This window comes from Edaphobacter sp. FHG110511_03, from assembly GCF_059115365.1.
Genome location: NZ_JBZYWL010000004.1, coordinates 502,715 through 520,052, shown reverse-complemented (window position 1 = coordinate 520,052; position 17,338 = coordinate 502,715). Strand labels below are relative to the sequence as shown.

General features: G+C 54.7%; 13 protein-coding genes. 4 read left to right on the top strand and 9 right to left on the bottom strand.

All coding sequences use genetic code 11. The features are described 5' to 3' along the window. Positions 1-224 precede the first annotated feature (224 nt). Positions 225-2,351, bottom strand: a complete 2,127-nt coding sequence (locus AC5S26_RS19040) for a sigma-54-dependent Fis family transcriptional regulator (RefSeq protein ID WP_494186503.1) — start codon at positions 2,349-2,351, stop codon at positions 225-227. Positions 2,352-2,649: 298 nt separating this feature from the next. On the opposite strand from AC5S26_RS19040, the gene AC5S26_RS19035 reads away from it, so the two are divergent. Beyond that, the gene (locus tag AC5S26_RS19035; RefSeq protein WP_494186502.1) at positions 2,650-3,237 is read left to right on the top strand and encodes a CGNR zinc finger domain-containing protein; all 588 of its coding nucleotides are present in this window, start codon (positions 2,650-2,652) and stop codon (positions 3,235-3,237) included. A gap of 170 nt (positions 3,238-3,407) precedes the next feature. On the opposite strand, the gene trpC is transcribed toward AC5S26_RS19035, so the two are convergent. The 3 genes from trpC to AC5S26_RS19020 form a co-directional block, all read right to left on the bottom strand. Further along, the gene (trpC, locus tag AC5S26_RS19030; RefSeq protein WP_494186501.1) at positions 3,408-4,301 is read right to left on the bottom strand and encodes an indole-3-glycerol phosphate synthase TrpC; all 894 of its coding nucleotides are present in this window, start codon (positions 4,299-4,301) and stop codon (positions 3,408-3,410) included. A 323-nt stretch (positions 4,302-4,624) separates the two neighbouring features. Continuing rightward, positions 4,625-5,269: an HD domain-containing protein gene (locus tag AC5S26_RS19025; RefSeq protein ID WP_494186500.1), complete on the bottom strand. Its 645-nt coding sequence runs from the start codon at positions 5,267-5,269 to the stop codon at positions 4,625-4,627. Positions 5,270-5,585: 316 nt separating this feature from the next. After that, positions 5,586-6,482, bottom strand: a complete 897-nt coding sequence (locus AC5S26_RS19020; RefSeq protein WP_494186499.1) for a TIM barrel protein — start codon at positions 6,480-6,482, stop codon at positions 5,586-5,588. A 126-nt stretch (positions 6,483-6,608) separates the two neighbouring features. Here AC5S26_RS19020 and AC5S26_RS19015 point away from each other — a divergent pair, with 126 nt between their 5' ends. Both AC5S26_RS19015 and AC5S26_RS19010 read left to right on the top strand, forming a co-directional pair. After that, positions 6,609-7,394: a c-type cytochrome gene (locus tag AC5S26_RS19015; protein WP_494186498.1), complete on the top strand. Its 786-nt coding sequence runs from the start codon at positions 6,609-6,611 to the stop codon at positions 7,392-7,394. Beyond that, complete coding sequence (locus AC5S26_RS19010) at positions 7,391-8,971, top strand: acido-empty-quinoprotein group A (protein ID WP_494186497.1); 1,581 nt, start codon at positions 7,391-7,393, stop codon at positions 8,969-8,971. The genes AC5S26_RS19015 and AC5S26_RS19010 overlap by 4 nt, the downstream gene beginning before the upstream one ends. A gap of 370 nt (positions 8,972-9,341) precedes the next feature. Here the strand turns inward: AC5S26_RS19010 and AC5S26_RS19005 are convergent, their stop codons facing one another. From AC5S26_RS19005 to AC5S26_RS18985, 5 genes are all read right to left on the bottom strand, one after another. Beyond that, positions 9,342-10,397 carry a c-type cytochrome gene (locus AC5S26_RS19005; RefSeq protein ID WP_494186496.1) on the bottom strand — a complete coding sequence of 352 codons (1,056 nt, stop codon included), beginning with the start codon at positions 10,395-10,397 and terminating at the stop codon, positions 9,342-9,344. 81 nt (positions 10,398-10,478) lie between these two features. Then, on the bottom strand, positions 10,479-10,832 hold the full coding sequence (locus AC5S26_RS19000; RefSeq protein ID WP_494186495.1) for a c-type cytochrome: 354 nt from the start codon (positions 10,830-10,832) through the stop codon (positions 10,479-10,481). Between the two features lie 189 nt (positions 10,833-11,021). After that, positions 11,022-13,382: a GH92 family glycosyl hydrolase gene (locus tag AC5S26_RS18995; protein WP_494186494.1), complete on the bottom strand. Its 2,361-nt coding sequence runs from the start codon at positions 13,380-13,382 to the stop codon at positions 11,022-11,024. Between the two features lie 42 nt (positions 13,383-13,424). Continuing rightward, complete coding sequence (locus AC5S26_RS18990) at positions 13,425-14,570, bottom strand: Gfo/Idh/MocA family protein (protein WP_494186493.1); 1,146 nt, start codon at positions 14,568-14,570, stop codon at positions 13,425-13,427. A gap of 32 nt (positions 14,571-14,602) precedes the next feature. Further along, on the bottom strand, positions 14,603-15,562 hold the full coding sequence (locus AC5S26_RS18985; RefSeq protein WP_494186492.1) for a sugar phosphate isomerase/epimerase family protein: 960 nt from the start codon (positions 15,560-15,562) through the stop codon (positions 14,603-14,605). Between the two features lie 393 nt (positions 15,563-15,955). Here AC5S26_RS18985 and AC5S26_RS18980 point away from each other — a divergent pair, with 393 nt between their 5' ends. Further along, positions 15,956-16,921 carry a ThuA domain-containing protein gene (locus tag AC5S26_RS18980; RefSeq protein WP_494186491.1) on the top strand — a complete coding sequence of 322 codons (966 nt, stop codon included), beginning with the start codon at positions 15,956-15,958 and terminating at the stop codon, positions 16,919-16,921. Positions 16,922-17,338 lie beyond the last annotated feature (417 nt).

Below are 17,338 nucleotides of genomic sequence, written 5' to 3'. Positions count from 1 at the left end.
CAGCACTGGCCCTACAGGCAAACAACACGCCAAAGCGCCGATCCTCGAGACGCGATCTAAGCCGTTTAGATGCATTGAAATACTGCTTTACAGCTACGACGCAAGCTGCGCTGCCGTGACGGAATCGTGACTAATGTCCGCCACTGACAGCTTCCCGTCGCAAGAGTAGCGTTGCATGGAGTGCAGGAAGAGAGAATTTACTCCAGGCAGACGGATTCTCTATGTCATTGGGAGGTTACGGGGCGGACGATCCGGAGCTTCTGCATCTTGTAAACCAGCGACGTCCGCTTCATCCCCAATCGTTCCGCAGCACCATTCCGGCCGCCGACAACCCAATTACTCGCATCGAGTGCACGGAGAATATGATCTCGTTCCACTTCGCTCAGGCCGGTCAACGGCGCGTTTGATTCTTTATGCACACTGAATGTTTCCAATTCAGAAGTCGGAGCACGAAGTACCGTATGAGGAGAAAGAATGACTGCCCGTTCGATAAAGTTCTGCAATTCTCGAACATTTCCGGGCCAGCGATACCGTATGAGGGCGTCCATGATCTCCGAAGGAACTTCATCAATTCTCTTATTCATTCGTCGAGCGTAGAGTTCAACGAAATGCCAGACAAGCTTCGGAATATCCTCCGTACGCTGCCGCAGAGCCGGAACATGTATAGGAAATACTTTCAACCGATAATACAAATCCTCGCGAAAGGTTCTCTGCTTTACCATGACAGGCAAATCACAATGCGTGGCGGCGATTAAGCGAACGTCAACTTTGTGTGTATGGTTGCTCCCCAGTCGTTCGAATTCCCGTTCCTGCAGGACCCGTAACAGCTTGGCCTGCAGTTCCAGAGGAATGTCGCCGACCTCGTCAAGAAAGAGGGTTCCTTTATTTGCAAGTTCAAAGCGTCCTATTTTTTGCGCGATCGCTCCGGTGAACGCCCCTCTTTCGTGTCCAAACAGTTCACTTTCTAAAAGTCCGAGCGGGATCGCGGCGCAGTTCAATTTGACAAAGGGACGTTCCCGACGGATGCTCAGAGAATGGATGGCGCGTGCAATCAGCTCCTTGCCGGTCCCTGTCTCTCCTAGAATCAGCACGCTGGAATCGGTCGGTGCCACGATGGATACGAGATCCAAGGCGGTCTTCAACGCGGGGCTATCTCCAACAATTTCCCCAAGATTGGCACGAATCTCCTCTTCGAGATAGAGCCGTTGTCTCGTTTCCTTGTCACGAGCCCTTATTGCCTTTTCATAATCCAACGCGTTCTCGACGGCGATGGCTACCTGACGCGTCACCTGCTCTAAAAAGGCAATCTCATCTTGATCGAATGTTTTCTCCGAACGATTCAAGGCGGTCAACACACCTATGACGCCATTTCTTCCTAAGAGCGGGAGGCCGCACCCCGACACTAAGCCTTCCTCGATGACGCGTTGGTAGATACGTTGACCTACGCTGTTTCCAGATTGTTCAACGTCAGATCGAATATCTTCGAAATTGCTAAAGTATTGAGGTTTACCGGTTCGAAAAGCTTTGTCACAGATCGAGCTGCCGTTCGGAATGATCGTCCCATCGCCTAAAGAACCTCGTGCTTCCGGGTTGTACAACGTCTTTACGCACAAGCCTCCCTTGTCACTCTCGGGAAGAAGCAATGCGCAAAAATCGCATCGTGTCACGCGCAGAAGATTCGTCGACAACGTCTCCACAAGGCGACGCATATCTAACTTTGAGGCCATGCTATTCGTGACTTCCAGGAGCAAGCGCAAACGATCCCGTTCAAGCCGCAGTTTTTCTTCTTTCAGATGGCGCTCAATCGCAATTCCAGCGATATGACTAGCGTTCTCGATCAATTGCAGATCGTTGGCATTGGGATGGCGCACCTCACGATAATGAACGGCGAAGGTTCCGAGAGGCTGACCATCGTTGGTAAATAATGGGCGAGACCACACGGCGCGAATTCCATAAGGCAATAGCAGATGACGGGACTGATCCCAGATTGGGTCACTGAGAATATCGGTCGCGTATACGGGTTCTCTTCGGTAGATGGCTGCACCACAGGACCCACCGTTCGGGCCGATGAGCATGGAGCCCATGCTTGTTTCAAATCCCGGAAGACTTGGCGCAGCGGCACAATAAATTCGCTTCCCGTCTTCTTCAGGAAGCCAGACCGTACATAGAGTGCCATCGCCACGGGATTCAACGAGCTGCGCAATAATCGCAAGCACCTCTGGCAGCGGAGACCCCGCAAGTATCAACTTTAGAATGGCGAGCACCGACTCACTCGAAAACAGCCCTGCGTCATCCTGTGCCCGACCGCTAGTCGATGCCTGTTGTGCGGGAGATAGTACGATCTGCTCCATAAACATTCTTTCTTGGCGTGGCTCCGCGGACGATGCGCGACCTATGCCAACTGCCATTGCCCAAGACGATTACAAAAGAGAATTTTCTGACAATCGATTCGGCCTCCGAGATTGCGACTCGGCATTCTCGCGCGCTTAACCGCTCCGCACGACCTCCTCAGCCGATGGTCAGCGCCGTGTCGGACAATCTAGCCTCAAGTAAGATCATCCATCCAGAGCAGACACTTGTCAAAGAGGTAATTGGAAGTTACAGTTCGGGGGAAGCTCGAACGGGCACATTCTTGAGAGCACAGGCTTTATGATGACCTCACAGGCACTGTTTTTGGCAGGCGATCCTGCCTTGGATTTTCTGAACACTCGGATGCGAGTGAATCAGGAACTCGTCGATCGTCTCCAGAGTGACGACGACGTGCTCGTTTGGCTAAGACAAGCCGAATTTCCCCTACCAGTTCACGACATTTCGATGGAACCGTTATCCCTTTTACACTCCGCACGAGAGCTGCGAGAAAATATTCGCTTCCTCGTGGAAAGACGGAAGGCAGGGCGACGAGCAGACCCTTCCGTCCTTAACGGCTATCTAGCAGGAAGCAGGAGTCACCCGCGACTCATATGGAATAAGCCTCAATCGTTGCGAATCGACATCATGAGACAACAGAACACAGCTGAGTCGATTCTGGCGCCCGTCGCGGAAGCAGCCGCCGAACTGCTTGTGAAAGCCGATTTCCAACTCATAAAGCGCTGCGAAGACGAGTCCTGTGTCTTCTGGTTCTATGACCAGACGAAATCGCATCATCGCCGCTGGTGCAGCGCACAAATATGTGGAAACCGTAACAAAGTCGCCGCTTACAGGAAACGCCGTCTTGAGAACACAGCATCGCGTGGTTAGCGGAATTTTGCTTTTAGGGTGAGCGCCAGCCTGTCAGGGCAATAGCGGCGAAGAGACAATCACCGTGATCAGCTTCAGATTCGTCAACGTTTTGATATCCCTCTGAAGTTGATGCCATCGCCAAAACGGCTCATGAGTGAGTGCCCTAACCTATGAGAAGGGGTCGGAGCCTAAGACGGGGATTCTCCAAAAATCAGCGATCGCGTAGCCTTCTCAACATCCTGCTGTCTCATCAGGCTCTCTCCGACCAGAAACGTATGGACTCCCGCGTTGCGTAGCCTCGTGACATCCGCATAGCTTGATATACCGCTCTCGCACACAACGATGCGATCCGATGGCACATGTGGAGCGAGTTTTTCGGTCGTCTCTAGTGTGACTTCGAACGTGCGAAGATCGCGATTGTTAATACCGATGAGTCGAGTATTCAGTGGAATCGCCCGTTCAAGCTCTCGCATATCGTGGACTTCGACGAGTACGTCCATTTCTAAATCATGCGCGACATTCGTCAATTCCCGAGCCTCCGCGTCGGTGACGCTTGCCATGATGACGAGAATGCAATCGGCACCCCACGCACGAGATTGATACACCTGATAAGGTTCAAAAAGAAAATCTTTGCGCAGCACGGGTAAACCAGACGTCTCCCGGGCCATCTTAAGGTAGTTCGGATGTCCTTGAAATGACGGTTCGTCCGTGAGAACGGAAAGACAGCTTGCCCCTCCCTCGAGATAAGCCTGAGCGAGGGATGAAGGATCGAAGTCTGGACGAATCAAACCTTTCGATGGGCTCGCTTTTTTGATTTCGGCAATCAATGCAGTCCGACCCTTGCTAAGGTGCATCTCAATAGCGGCAACAAATCCGCGAGGGGGCGGTGCATTTTGAGCCATTTCCCTTATCGCTTCTGGAGACACCTGTTGCTTTGCCACGGCAATCTCTTGACGTTTGTAAGCTTCAATACGGGCCAAGACATTAGGCTTTTCTGAGGCGATCGAATCTCCATCGGAGAGGGATGAGGGAGATTTTGAGTTCTGTATATTCATCGATATGGTTCCTTTACTGTCGTACATGAAAGCTCTTTTATGATCGGTAACTGCTAACCCTTCGGTTGTGGCAGCGGTACTGTTTTTAACGACACCTGGCCATTGGTTTTATTCCCACAGGCGACAATATTTTTCCCAATCCTTTGATGCTTGCGACATAAATTGGATTAGCCATTCGAAGAATATTTCCAGGATCTCTCCGATTCGATATGTCAATTAGTAGGTTTGTATCGAATCTTGAGATCTGTACAAGAAAAAGCTCAGAGTCTAGGCTCTTCGCCCCATATCTGGGAGTGTTGCTGGCGTGCAGCCGGCAACACTCTTTATCCCCGCCTTTAAATGCTGGATTGTTATTCGGAATCGGGGAAGGGAGATGCCGCGATTGAGTCGCAGGCATTTGGAGACTTGTAACCAGGAATCAGACGCTCACAGATGCCGGCGTTCACGGTACCGTAGGTCGTGCCTGGCTTGTATGCAAAGCCGGCAAAGTACTCCTGGATGAAGCCTTCCTTGAAACGCTTTCGAGGGTATCGGGCGACAATTTCTTCGCGCAACTCCGAAGGAAACTGATCGAAGCCTTTCCCAATCACATCGAGACCAACCCCCGAATACAGTAAAGCCACTTCGGGACTCATGTACTGAGTGATTCCGGGAGTGGTGTGCAGAGCGATAGCTTCCCATGCAATTTGTACTCGTTCTTCAGGAATGTCATGTGCAGTAAGGAATTGACGGGCGGCGTTTGCGCCATCGACCTCGAAGCGTTGGTCAGGACTCGAAAATTTACGGATGAGACCGAAGTCATGGAATGCAGCCGCGACGTAGAGAAGTTCAAGATCGAAACGAAGTTTTTGTTGACGGCCCTGCTCCGCCGCGAACAAGTAGACTCGGATCGAGTGATTGAAAAGCAGATCCGTGGAATGCTCACGCAGGAGTTCAGTGGCTTCTTTCGCAAGCAACGAATCGGGGATGACGAGAGCAGAGGATAGATTTGACATCGCTATTGCTCCTTTAACATCAACGGTAGTGTCTTTACAGGAAATGCGCCACGACAGAGATACAGCAATTTCGGACATAGCCCGAGAGCTAATAATCGGCAGCAGATGTGCATTTTACGGGGCGAATGTGCTCGCGCCCCTGCGTTACAGTAACGCAGGTTGTAAGGAACTGTATTGCTGCCCTGCTCTGTTCTGCAAAAGATCAAATCAGGCGAAGGCGATCTTGATAGGAGTGAAGGTCACCGCAAGCGCTGGAATGACCCGGCGTGGGCCTTGCGACCCAGCCGGTACAACATCCTGGCATCCCTCAGCCAACTTAACCGGCCTTCATGGCCTTGATCGCCTCGAGTCGTGCGGCCTTCAAAATCGTGACTGGATCGCCTGCCGACGCGAATTCCATACATATATAGCGGTCATAGTGCAGCGCAGCGAGCTTGCGATAGATATTGTCGTAATTCACCTCGCCCGTGCCCGGCTGGTGGCGTCCCGGAACATCGGCAATGTGCACCAGACCAACCTGATCGATGTTCTTTTCGAGCTTTTCGATCAGATTTCCCGCCTGGCGCTGCTCGTGGTAGAAGTCGTAGAGCACCTTGATCCGTGGGCTTCCCACCGTGCGTGTGATCTCGAAGGCCTCGGCAACACTCGTCACGGCCTCCTGCTTGTGTTCCAGAAGATCGATCGGCTCGAGCACGATTTCGATCTCATCCTTCTCGAGAACATCCGCGGCGTACTTCAGCGTGTCAACAATCGCTGCTCTTTGTTGCTCTGGTGTTTGTTCAGGGACGCGTGTGTACGCGGTATAGATGAACTGCTTGCAGCCCAGCTCCTTCGCGCCTGGAATTGCTTTGATCAGATCGTCATGAAGAGCTGTCCGTTTGGAGTGGTCCGCCAGCGCGTTCCGTCCCGGCACTGCGCTGTCGACCTTCAGGCCAAGCGATTGCTTCTTCGCCAGGTTTCGCTTCCACTGCTCCGGCGTCCACTTCTCATATTCGTTGCCCACCTCGACGGCGTTGTAACCAGCCGCCGCCGCCAGATCAAGCTGCTGCTCGAAGGTGAGGCCTTTGGGCAGCGTCCACAGCATAATGGAGAACTTATGGCCATCATTATCGGGTGGCGTTGCAGGCAGGGGCGAGGCGATGGCATTGCCACCCGGCAGGAAAGGGGTAAGCGATGCGGCCATCGATAATTTGTGGAACTCCCGACGATTCATTGGTCTCCTATGCTGGAAAGCAAAGTATAAAGTAAAAGAGTTATGTGGTATACGCCAGGCGGTCTGTGATTCATAATTGCATGGTGATTAATGGGCGCTGTTGGAAGCGCACGGAGTTGGATAGAAGTGAAGAAGCGTTTCCTAGAATTTGCTCATGCCACGTTTCTGCTATGCCTCGTTGCTGTTCCGCTGCGTGCGCAGTTTCCCCATTCCACAGTAGATCCCGCCTCTGCCGAGAGAGGATCAAAAAGTTACGCCAGCAGCTGTGCGCGTTGCCACGGAGACGACGCGCGCGGCACCGCAACCGCACCCGACCTGCTACGCTCGCTGGCTGTGCTGCATGATCGCCGTCAAATGTTATACGGCAAGGAGCTTGGTCCGTTGCTTACGACTGGCCCGAACCATAACTTCAAATTCGATGAAAAGCAGCTCGCTGATCTGTCCCAGTTTCTAACCGCGTCCATTAACGGCATTCTGAGGAGCGGCTACAACGCTCAGCCGACGAATCTGCTAAGCGGCGATGCGAAAGCGGGAGAGGCGTATTTCAATGGAGCAGGTGGATGCAACAAGTGCCACTCGACGACAGGCGACTTCGCCGGCCTCGCGAAGCGCTACTCCCCCGCCGCACTGCAACAGAAGTTTCTTTTTCCCAACTATGGCCTGTTCATTCGCCGTAAAGTGCAGGTCACGGTAAAGCTTCCCTCTGGCAAGTCCTACAGTGGCGATCTTGTCCACATCGATGACTTCACCGTTGCTCTACATGAACAGTCAGGAGAGTATCGCTCTTTCAATCGTACGGCAGGAACAATAGTGACGACAGTCGATCCCTTTGCCGCGCATGTTGCTCTCCTCGATAAATACACGGACGCAGACATCCACAACCTGACGACATATCTGGTAACGCTGAAATGAAACTGCTGATCGCCTCGCTCCTTGCCCTGTCTTTCTCTTCAGCTACGGTCAGCGCCCAGTCGAAGCCTGAGACATCGACGCCTGATCTTGCGAAGCTGACGGACAGCTGGCCCACCTACAACGGTGACTATTCCGGCCGCCGCTATAGTCCACTGGCAAAGATTAATACGACTACGGTGAAGCAGCTGTCGCTCGCATGGACCTTCCGCGTCGAAACCAACACTGGCGGCGGCAAGCGCATCTCCGCAACACCGCTCGAAGTGAACGGGATTCTCTACTTCACCGTGCCCAGCCACATGTGGGCCGTAGATGCCCGCAGCGGACGAAAGATGTGGCAATTCGACTGGCCCAGCAAGGGAGGCGAAACCATCGGCAATCGCGGCGCGGCCGTGTTGGGCGATACCGCATACTTCGAGACCGAAGATTGCAATCTGGTCGCCGTTGACATCAACACCGGCCGCGAGAAGTGGCACGCCTCCATTGGCAACCCGGATCAGTTCTACTTCGGCAGCGTGGCGCCGGTCATCGTGAAAAATCACGTCATGGTAGGCATCAGCGGCGACGATTTCGACAACCCCGGTTACATCGAAGCGCACGACCCCGAGACGGGAGCTCTGCAGTGGCGTTGGTACGCGCATCCTAATCCCGGCGAGCCCGAGGCTAAAACCTGGCCCAACGACGAAGCGATGATGCACGGTGGCGGCATGACCTGGGTCGCCGGCACCTATGATCCCGATCTGAATCTCTACTACTTTGGCACCGGCAACGCACAGCCCGTCATCAACGGCGCTGCGCGACCCGGCGCAAATCTGTACACCTCCACCATATGCGCTCTCAACCCCGACACCGGCAAACTCGTCTGGTACTTTCAGCCGAATCCGCACGACACCCACGATTGGGACGCCGTACAGACTCCGGTGTTGATCGATGGCATCGTAGCTGGCCAGAAGCGCAAGCTATTGGCGCAGGCCAGCCGTAATGGATGGTATTTCCTTGTGGACCGCACGAATGGCAGGGCGCTGCTGAGCACGCCCTTCGCGAAACAGAATTGGACGCTTGGCGTCGACGCGAAAGGATCGCCAATTCCGAATCCAGAGAAGATGGCACAGCTGAATGGAGCGCTTGTCGCGCCGAATCAGGCAGGCGCGGCCAACTGGTATCCTCCCAGTTTCAGCCCGCTCACTGGACTATTCTACGTTCCGGCCTACGATGCCTACAGCGTCTACTACATCTACGACAACAACAAGAAGCCTGAAGGTTGGGCTGGCAACGATCGTGGTGGATGGTCGCGCGCCTCGCTGCGAGCCTTTGATTACAGGACTGGCAAAGTTCGTTGGAATCACGAGTGGCCCAGCGCAGGTGGCCGCTCCGGAATTCTGACCACAGCGGGCAACCTGCTGTTCACCGGCGACACTACATCAAACCTGATCGCCTTCAACGCAACTACGGGCAACATTCTGTGGCACGCGGGACTGAGCAGTATTGTAAGCAATGGGCCTATCACCTACGAGCTTGACGGCCTGCAATATGTCCTCGCAGCAGCCGGTGACACTCTGTACGCGTTTGTGCTCCATTAATAGGAAGCTGCAGGATTTGAAAGACCAATTGAGCACCCTGCAACCCAGCGTATAGACGCTGGAGTTGCCTCAATGAAGTGATCCCTGGATGCGGATACCTTCGCAGTGTTCATTCCTCTTAGCTGTTTAAGTTTTCTGCTTGGATAGGAAGACGTTGCTGACGCCAGCGTGTGCGAGTGCGACCGGTCAACGAATCGCGTTAGACGAATAAGGTTGCTAAAGCCGATCCGGTGCGATGTGCGAACCTGCACATACGCCGGATTCCGCTCTCTGGTGAGGTCTCATCGCGCTTAGCTATCGCTCATGATGCGAGAAGCCTTGAATTCAGGTCTCTACAGCGGGAAGGCGAATCAGGAATTGTTGCGCCACATCACTTCGTGCGTAGAAACGCGATTAGATCGGTTATGTCTTTATCTGATAAACCGGGATGAGGTGGCATTGGCGGCTTGGCATCTGGAATGCCTGTTCTGGCCACGGTGCGGACTCTGGCCTCCCCAACGCGATCCACCACTCCGATCAGCGATGGAAACACCGGCGGCATACCCGCTCGCGTGGGCTGATGGCAAACGGAGCAATTGGCGGCATAAATTGTTTTGCCACTCCCGGCATTTCCAACAGCGCTCTTGGCTGGCCCTGCAGCCTCAACGCCTTTGCTATTCCCTTTTGCTGTGGCGGGCGTCTTCGCAGAGGAAGCGTCTCCTGTTGCCGGAACTTCAGTATGCGCGGAGGACGATTGCGGAACTGTGGCTACGTCGGGGTGCACATGCGCAGCCGAGCTATCACCCCAGGACCCAAGGAAATCTTTAGACAGACCCGCTTGTTCAGCCAGAACGCTTATCGGCAATACCCTCTTGCCGCTAGGCACTTCTTGCTCTGTAGCGCTCTGGCTAAGCTGAAGCGCTCGGATGTACGCCGCGATTGCCCAACGATCCTGAGCAGGAATTTGAGAGGCGTAATCGGGCATTGCGCCATAGCCGTTGGTCATGACAGAGAAAAAATGCCCTAAAGGTGCGCGCCGAAGCCGGTCCGAATGAAAACTCGTCGCCGGAAAATACCCACGCTGCACGATCATCCCTTTTCCATTGCCGACACGAGAATGGCACGGCGTACAGTAGATGTTGTAGCGCTCCTGGCCGCGCCGAAGCACTGCTTCCGTAGCCTTGAAAGGCAGCCCATCGCCCTCGGCTCCGTCAACCATTCCCGTAGCAAAATAATCCGTTGCCCCCAGTTGCGATCGGCCGACCGTGCCTCTTGCCTGGGGCCGGACGGAACGCCCATCCGGAAAAAGACTTGTGGATCTCAGTGGGAACATCTTCGGCTGATCGTGCATATCCTGCCTGCAGCCCGCCAGGAAGACAGACATCAACAGAAGCCCGCTGAAGGATGGGACACGGCGGCTGAATTGCGGGCGAAAGCTGAGTGGCATAGACTCCGTCGACAGGCTGGGAAATGCGTTTAGAACGAACGGCAGGCGCTGTCCGTCCTATTTATCTTGGCTGTTGTTCCATTATTTCAGGGTGCGTAAGTATTGAACCATGCCCTTAATCTCTTCCGGCTTCAGGGCATCCTTGAATGGGGGCATGTTGTTCTTCCCGCCTGAGATCACGCGAGCCAGCTCATCGTCCGATGCGGATTGCACTTCCTTCGAAGTAAGATCCTTTACGTTCAATGACTTTCCCATCTCCGACCCATGGCCATCCGCCCCATGGCACATGGCGCACTTGGAGGTGAAGATGGTTTTCGAAGCAGATTCCGCCGCAGCGTGCTCCTGTCCAGACGCTTCTCGTGTGGAGAATCCACTGCAAAAAGCAGCCGTAATCAGCAACGTGCTGATTCCAACCCCCATATAAGCTTTTCTCATATCCCTAGATACCTCATTCGATTAGCAGCGCAATGACCAGATTCTTTGTACGTAGAAATACGCGCGCGACTGAGACGCACCCGTTCAAAAATGTATACCATATCTCCCCTTCGGCATGCTCAGGGCCACAGTTTTCGTATCTGTAATACGGAGTGGGTGCGCCATTTGACGCTGAACTCCCGCAGAATATCAATCCTTTACAACCGGGCCTGACGGTACACTGCTCATCTCATAGCGAAGCTCCCCACCGTTCATAATCTGCTTATAAGTCACCTTCCAATCACTCACCCGATGACCATTGATCGATATGCGATTGACATATCGTTTTCCACTCTCGGCCCCGGTTGCGACAACATGAAGCACCCGGCCGTTCGGAAGATGAACGCGAATATCGTCGAAGCTCGGCGACCCTGTCCAATACTCCGGAACTCCCGGACATACCTGATACAACCCCAGGGCACTCAGGACGTACCAGGCGCTCATCTGCCCCGCATCATCATTTCCAGCAAGGCCCCCCGGAGCATCCTTGTACTCCGACTTCATCAGAGAACGCACCGTCTCCTGGGTCTTCCACGGAAACCCGGCAGCGTCATACAAATACGCAATATGATGACTCGGTTCGTTGCCATGCTCGTAATACTTCTTCGCAAACAGCTCGTCCAGCCTGGCTGCAAACTTCGCCTTCCCTCCCTCGGCATCGATAAGTCCCGATACATTCTGGGGAACAAAAAACGTGTATTGCCAGGGCAGGCCTTCCGTAATCCACGTGTACTTCCCTGCTGGATCGAAAGGCGTAACCCACGATCCATCCGCATGCCTTCCGCGTACGAACCCGGTTTGCGGATCCAGAACCTTTCTCCAATTCTCTCCGCGTGCCTTGAAAAGAGTCGCATCACTCCCTTTGCCAAGGTCCGCAGCAATCTGTCCGAGCATCGCGTCATCGTAAGCGTATTCCAGGGTTCGCGAGACCTGCTCATTCTTATGGAAGGCGTCTTCTATGTGGTCTTCCAAAGGGATGTATCCATACTTCAGATAGGAATCCAGACCGCGCCTGCCCTTGCCGTCGAGGTACTCTTCTCGATTAGCCGGGAGTTCCATCGCATTCTTGCGCATAAGCGCATAGGCCTTTTCGATATCGAATCCCTTGATTCCCTTCCGATACGCGTCGATCATTGCAACCGAAGCATGATCCCCCACCATCTCCGACGTGTAACTGTTCCAGGCAGGAAAAATAGGAAGAAACCCACCTTCCTCTCCCTTCAGGATCAGCGATCGCATCATCTCCGCATCCCGCGCCGGATCGAGAATCGTCAGCAGCGGAAGCTGTGCGCGAAAGATATCCCACAGCGAGAAGTCGTCATAGACGACTCCTTCCTTCGAGTGCTCCGTCTCTCCCTTGCTCGCAAATCGCGGATAACTGCCATCCACATCGCTATAAGTTCTGGGATGCAGCAGGGCGTGATAGAAAGCGGTGTAAAACACCGTTCGATCTGGAGAGGCACCATTGATTCCAATCAGGCCCAGCTCATGATGCCACCGCGAACGAGCCTGATCGCGAACAGCTGCATAGTCCCATCCTGGAATCTCCGCGCGAAGATTCTTCCGAGCCTCCTCTTCGCTGACAAACGAGCTTCCAATCCGCACCTTTACGACTTCGCCCTTGCCAACCTTTCCAAACTCGACATACGTCCCGAAGCCGCCGCGCGGGTTCCCCGTAGGCACTGTTACAGAGGCCGCAGAGGCACCCCCTGTCGAAGTCATCACCTGCGGAATCTTCACGACGCCGAGAGCTTTACCATCGCCAATCTGCTCTACCCCACCCGCTACGATCTTCCGATTCATCCACGTCCCGGCAGAAGCAATGGGACGATCAAACTGGATGACAAAATAAGAGCTGAATCCAGCCAGCTTTCCACTCCCCGCATACTCCCGTCTCACCGGGACTCTGGCTGTTACCTCTCCTTTCGCGGCATCGACGCGTACCCATCCATCACCGCCACGAGCATTGTTTTCGACAACAATCCAGCTCTGCTTCGCTTCCTTTTCAAAGCGAAAAAGCATCACGCCTGACCGCGTAGTTCCCGTCACCTGCGCGGTGACATCTGGATCCTTCAAATGAACCCGGTATTCATAAGGAGATGCTTTTTCCCGCTCTCTCTCAAAGGTCGAGGCTCGGTCCACAGCGTTCGCCTTTACCTGGTCAACGCCCGGCATCACCGTGATGCTCCCATAATCGGGCACACAGCTTCCGCTCAAAATATGTGTGCCCCGAAATCCCTGAATCTTCGTATCGACAAAATAGTAGGGAGCGACACATTTAATCTCGCCCGCGCGGGTCTGGGGAGTCCAGTGCGTCATCGCGAAAGGAACGCCAACCGCCGGGTAGGTCTGCCCCTCGCTCTCTGTCCCTACAAGCGGATGCACCAGATCCTCAACATTCTGCGCGTACGAAACGCTCGAGAACGTTGCAATCGATAAGAACAACAAGATGACTTTCATCACGATCTTTCTGCGCAGAAACAAGTCTTGTTTGCCGGACTGCAGGAACATCTTTATTCCCGAACGCGACGGACGACAGCGTCGTCATCCTTCTTATTTCGGCTCAACCCACGCGCGGCTCTTCGTGCTCTCCATCTCCGCATCCAGAAGCCTCATCTGGCGCAGACCATCCACAATCTGCGGATATTCAACCGGAGCTGACGAATCAGCGATCGAAGCATAAAACCGCCGGAAGACCTGCTTGAAGGTATCGTCGTATCCTTCGCTATGCCCTCCTGGAAGGTCGGCATACTTTGCGGCGGATGGCAGCAGCAGCGACGGGTCTTTTACGATGATCTGGTTCGGCGTATTGCGATTTCCAATCCACAGCTCATCCGGCCGCTCCTGGTTCCACGTCACCGACGCCTTCGTTCCATAGATCTCTACGCTAAGACCGTTCTTACGGCCTGCAGAGACCTGGCTCGCCGACATCACACCGCGAGCCGACTTTCCTAAACGGAAGATCACAGCGCCGAAATCTTCCGTAGTCACCTTGACCTCATCCACGTCCTCGGCAGTCGGAAGCTTCCCGGTAAAGCTCTCCACGCTGTGTTTCGGACGCTTACGGGTGGGATGAAAGATCTGGAGATCGGCGCAAAGCGATGCCACGCGCTGGCCCGTGATGTGTTCCACCATATCGAACCAGTGCGACCCGATATCCGCCATCACCCGCGACGGCCCGGAAGCCTTCTCTTCCACTCTCCAGTTCCAGTCCGTGTCGTACAGCATCCAGTCCTGCGAGTACGTTCCCTGGGCGACCAGGATCTCTCCCAGTTCGCCTGCCTCGCGCATCCGCCGCATCTGCTGCACCATCGGATAGAAACGCAGGTTGTGGCACACGCAGTTCCGCAATCCCGTTTCAGCCGCCAGCGCCGCCAGCTCTTCCGCCTCCTGTGTCGAGACCGCTACCGGCTTCTCGCACAGAACGTTCTTCCCCGCCTTCAGCGCGGCTTTAACGATCGGATAGTGCGAGGCATTGGGCGTGCACACGTGAACCGCATCGAGCTCCGGGTTCTTCAGCAACGCGTCGTAGCTGTCGAAAGCCTGCGGAACGCCGTAGCCTTCCGCAAGTTTCTCCGCCGGCCCCATCTGTCGTCCGGCAACGGCAATTACATCCACGTGCTCTACCCGGCGCAGAGCTTCCAGATGCACCCGCCCCATAAACCCGGTTCCAATCACTGCAGTCTTCAGCCGCTTCACGCTTCCCCCTCAGGCAACTTCTACGCTGTTATTTAAACCCACCACGCTGCGGAAGGCTGCTCCCGGATAACAATCTCCTTCAGAAACTGGGCCGCCTTGCTAAGACCCTCTTCCGGAGACAGCAGGCTGTCTTCATGCTCGATCGAAAGCACGTCGTCATAGCCGAACATTCGCAGTGTCGAGACGAACTCCTTCCACCACTCAGCGCCATGGCCATAGCCGCAGGTACGGAAGATCCAGCTTCGGTTGCGCTCATCCGTGTAAGGCTTCGTATCCAGAACGCCGGTCTTCACCAGGTTGGCGCTGTAGATCTGCGTGTCTTTCGCATGCACGTGGAAGATCGCATCGCCAAGAACGCGAATCGCTCCGATGGGGTCGATGTTCTGCCAGAACATGTGGCTGGGATCGTAGTTGCACCCAACGTTCGGGCCTGCGATAGAGCGCAGCTTCAACAAGCTCTCCGGGTTGTAGACAACAAAGCCGGGATGCATCTCGATCGCGATCCGAACCCCATGGTCGGCCGCAAACTTCGCGTGCTCAATCCAGAACGGGGCAACAACCTCGTCCCACTGCCACTCCAGAACCTTCAGAAAGTCCGGCGGCCACGGGCAGGTAATCCAGTTCGGCAAAATCGCGTTCGGCGTATCCCCGGGACATCCCGAGAAATCGACTACCGTCTTGATTCCCAGCTTCTCTGCCAGCAGGATCGTGTCGCGGCTCACCTTCAGCATCGCCTCCCGCTGTGCCTTGTCTGGATGCAGAGAGTTTCCATGGCAACTCAAGGCGCTGATCGTCACGCCCTGATCGTTCAGCTTGCTCTTGAAATCCGCCAGTTCGCCCGCATTCTCCAGCATGGAGAGTTTGGCATGCGCCCCTCCCGGATAGTTGCCGGTGCCCAGTTCCACCGTCGTAATGTCATACGACTTCAACTTTTTCAACACATCGTCAAGCGACAGTTGCGATAACAGCGGGGTAAATACGCCAACCTTCATTCGTCGTTTCCTCGAATCACAAGTATATAAAGGTCTTTCTTTACTCGAGAAGAATACCTTGTCTCTCCGGCCCAGGTCGGCGACGAAGCCTCTTTTCGAGAGAAATTTTCCTGCAGACATGGAACAGGAAAATCTACAGGGCTGGAAAAGTTCAAGCACAGAGAAAAGATCGTCATTCTGAGCGGAGCGAAGAATCCCTGTATTTGCCCTCTGCTCTTGTGCCCTCCCACACCCATAAGGCCAGCTCATTCATCTGGATCGGTTCAACTGGTGTAGGTCTCTTCCACCCTCATCCGCAATAATCCGCTCCGAAAAAAACTATTTTATTCGAGAGCCAAAATTTATATACACTTACCCCGCAACAAATCCCGCTCTTTCCTAAGAGGTAAGTCGATGAAGCGAGCTTTCCTGGTCCTGTTCTGCGTCCTTCTGTCAGCCTCGGCAGCCCGTGCAGCCGCTCCAATTCAGGTATTGCTCATCGACGGACAGGCCGCAGGGACCTATCACCAGTGGAAGCTCACCACCCCCGTCCTCCAAAAAGAGCTGGAAGAAACGGGCCTGTTTCGCGTCACCGTGGCCACCGCGCCCGAGTCCCCCTCGGGAGACTTCAGCAGCTTTCACCCAGACTTCAGCAAATATCAGGTCATCGTCTCCAACGTCGATTCACCGGACTGGCCGGCAGAGTTGAAGTCCAGTTTCGAGAAATTTATCAACGATGGTGGCGGCCTCGTCATCGTGCACGCCGCGGACAACTCCTTCCCGGACTGGCCAGCCTTCAACCAGATGGCCGGCATCGGTGGATGGCGCAAGCGGACCGAAAAAGCCGGACCGAAGTGGTACTTTCAGAACGACAAGCTGGTCTCGGATCCATCTCCCGGTAACGCCGGATCGCATGGTCTTCGTCTTCCCTTCCGCGTCGATATCCGCGACTCACAGCACCCCATCACGAAGGGCCTGCCCTCCTCGTGGATGCACTATGCCGACGAGCTCTACTCCAAGATGCGCGGCCCCGGCCAGAACATGACCGTCCTCGCCACGGCCTACTCCGATCCCGCCAACAGAGGCACAGGACACGACGAGCCGATGCTTCTGGTCCTGAAGTACGGCAAGGGACGCATCTTCCACACCCTCATGGGTCACGACGACGCCGCCCTCAGCTGCGTAGGCTTTATGACCACCTTTCAGCGCGGAACCGAATGGGCAGCCACCGGAAAGGTCACCCAAAAGATCCCCGGCACCTTCCCCACGGCGAATACGGTAAGCTTCCGCACCGATCTCGCAGCCATGGACCCCGCCTACAAGAATGGAGTCAACGGCACAGTCCCCGTACCTCCGCCTGCCGCCCCTTCCCCTAAATAAAGAGGAGGGATTTTTGGGGAAAGCTATCCCTCACTGAACCCTCTACCTTCATTCTGAGCGGAGCGCAGCGAAGTCGAAGCCTGCCCTGAGTGAAGTCGAATGGGAATCCCTGCATTTCGCCTGTGCAGCCACAATGGGTCAGGACGGGAACACATCAGGAAATCCTCCCTAATAAACCTTGTCAAGAGCACCGCCAAGGCAAATCAAACAAAACGCAACACATCCACTGTGCCGATCAGTTTCCATCGCTTTGTTAAAATTAAAAGAGGACAACCTGGATCGGAATCGGACCGACACCTGCCCACTCGAATGAATCTCTCTCGGTTGGAGCCTATCCTGCGCTAAGCCCATACACCGTCATTCCAAGCAAAGCGGCTCAGCCGCGAAGCAGAGGAATCCCTGTATTCCGCCTGCTCA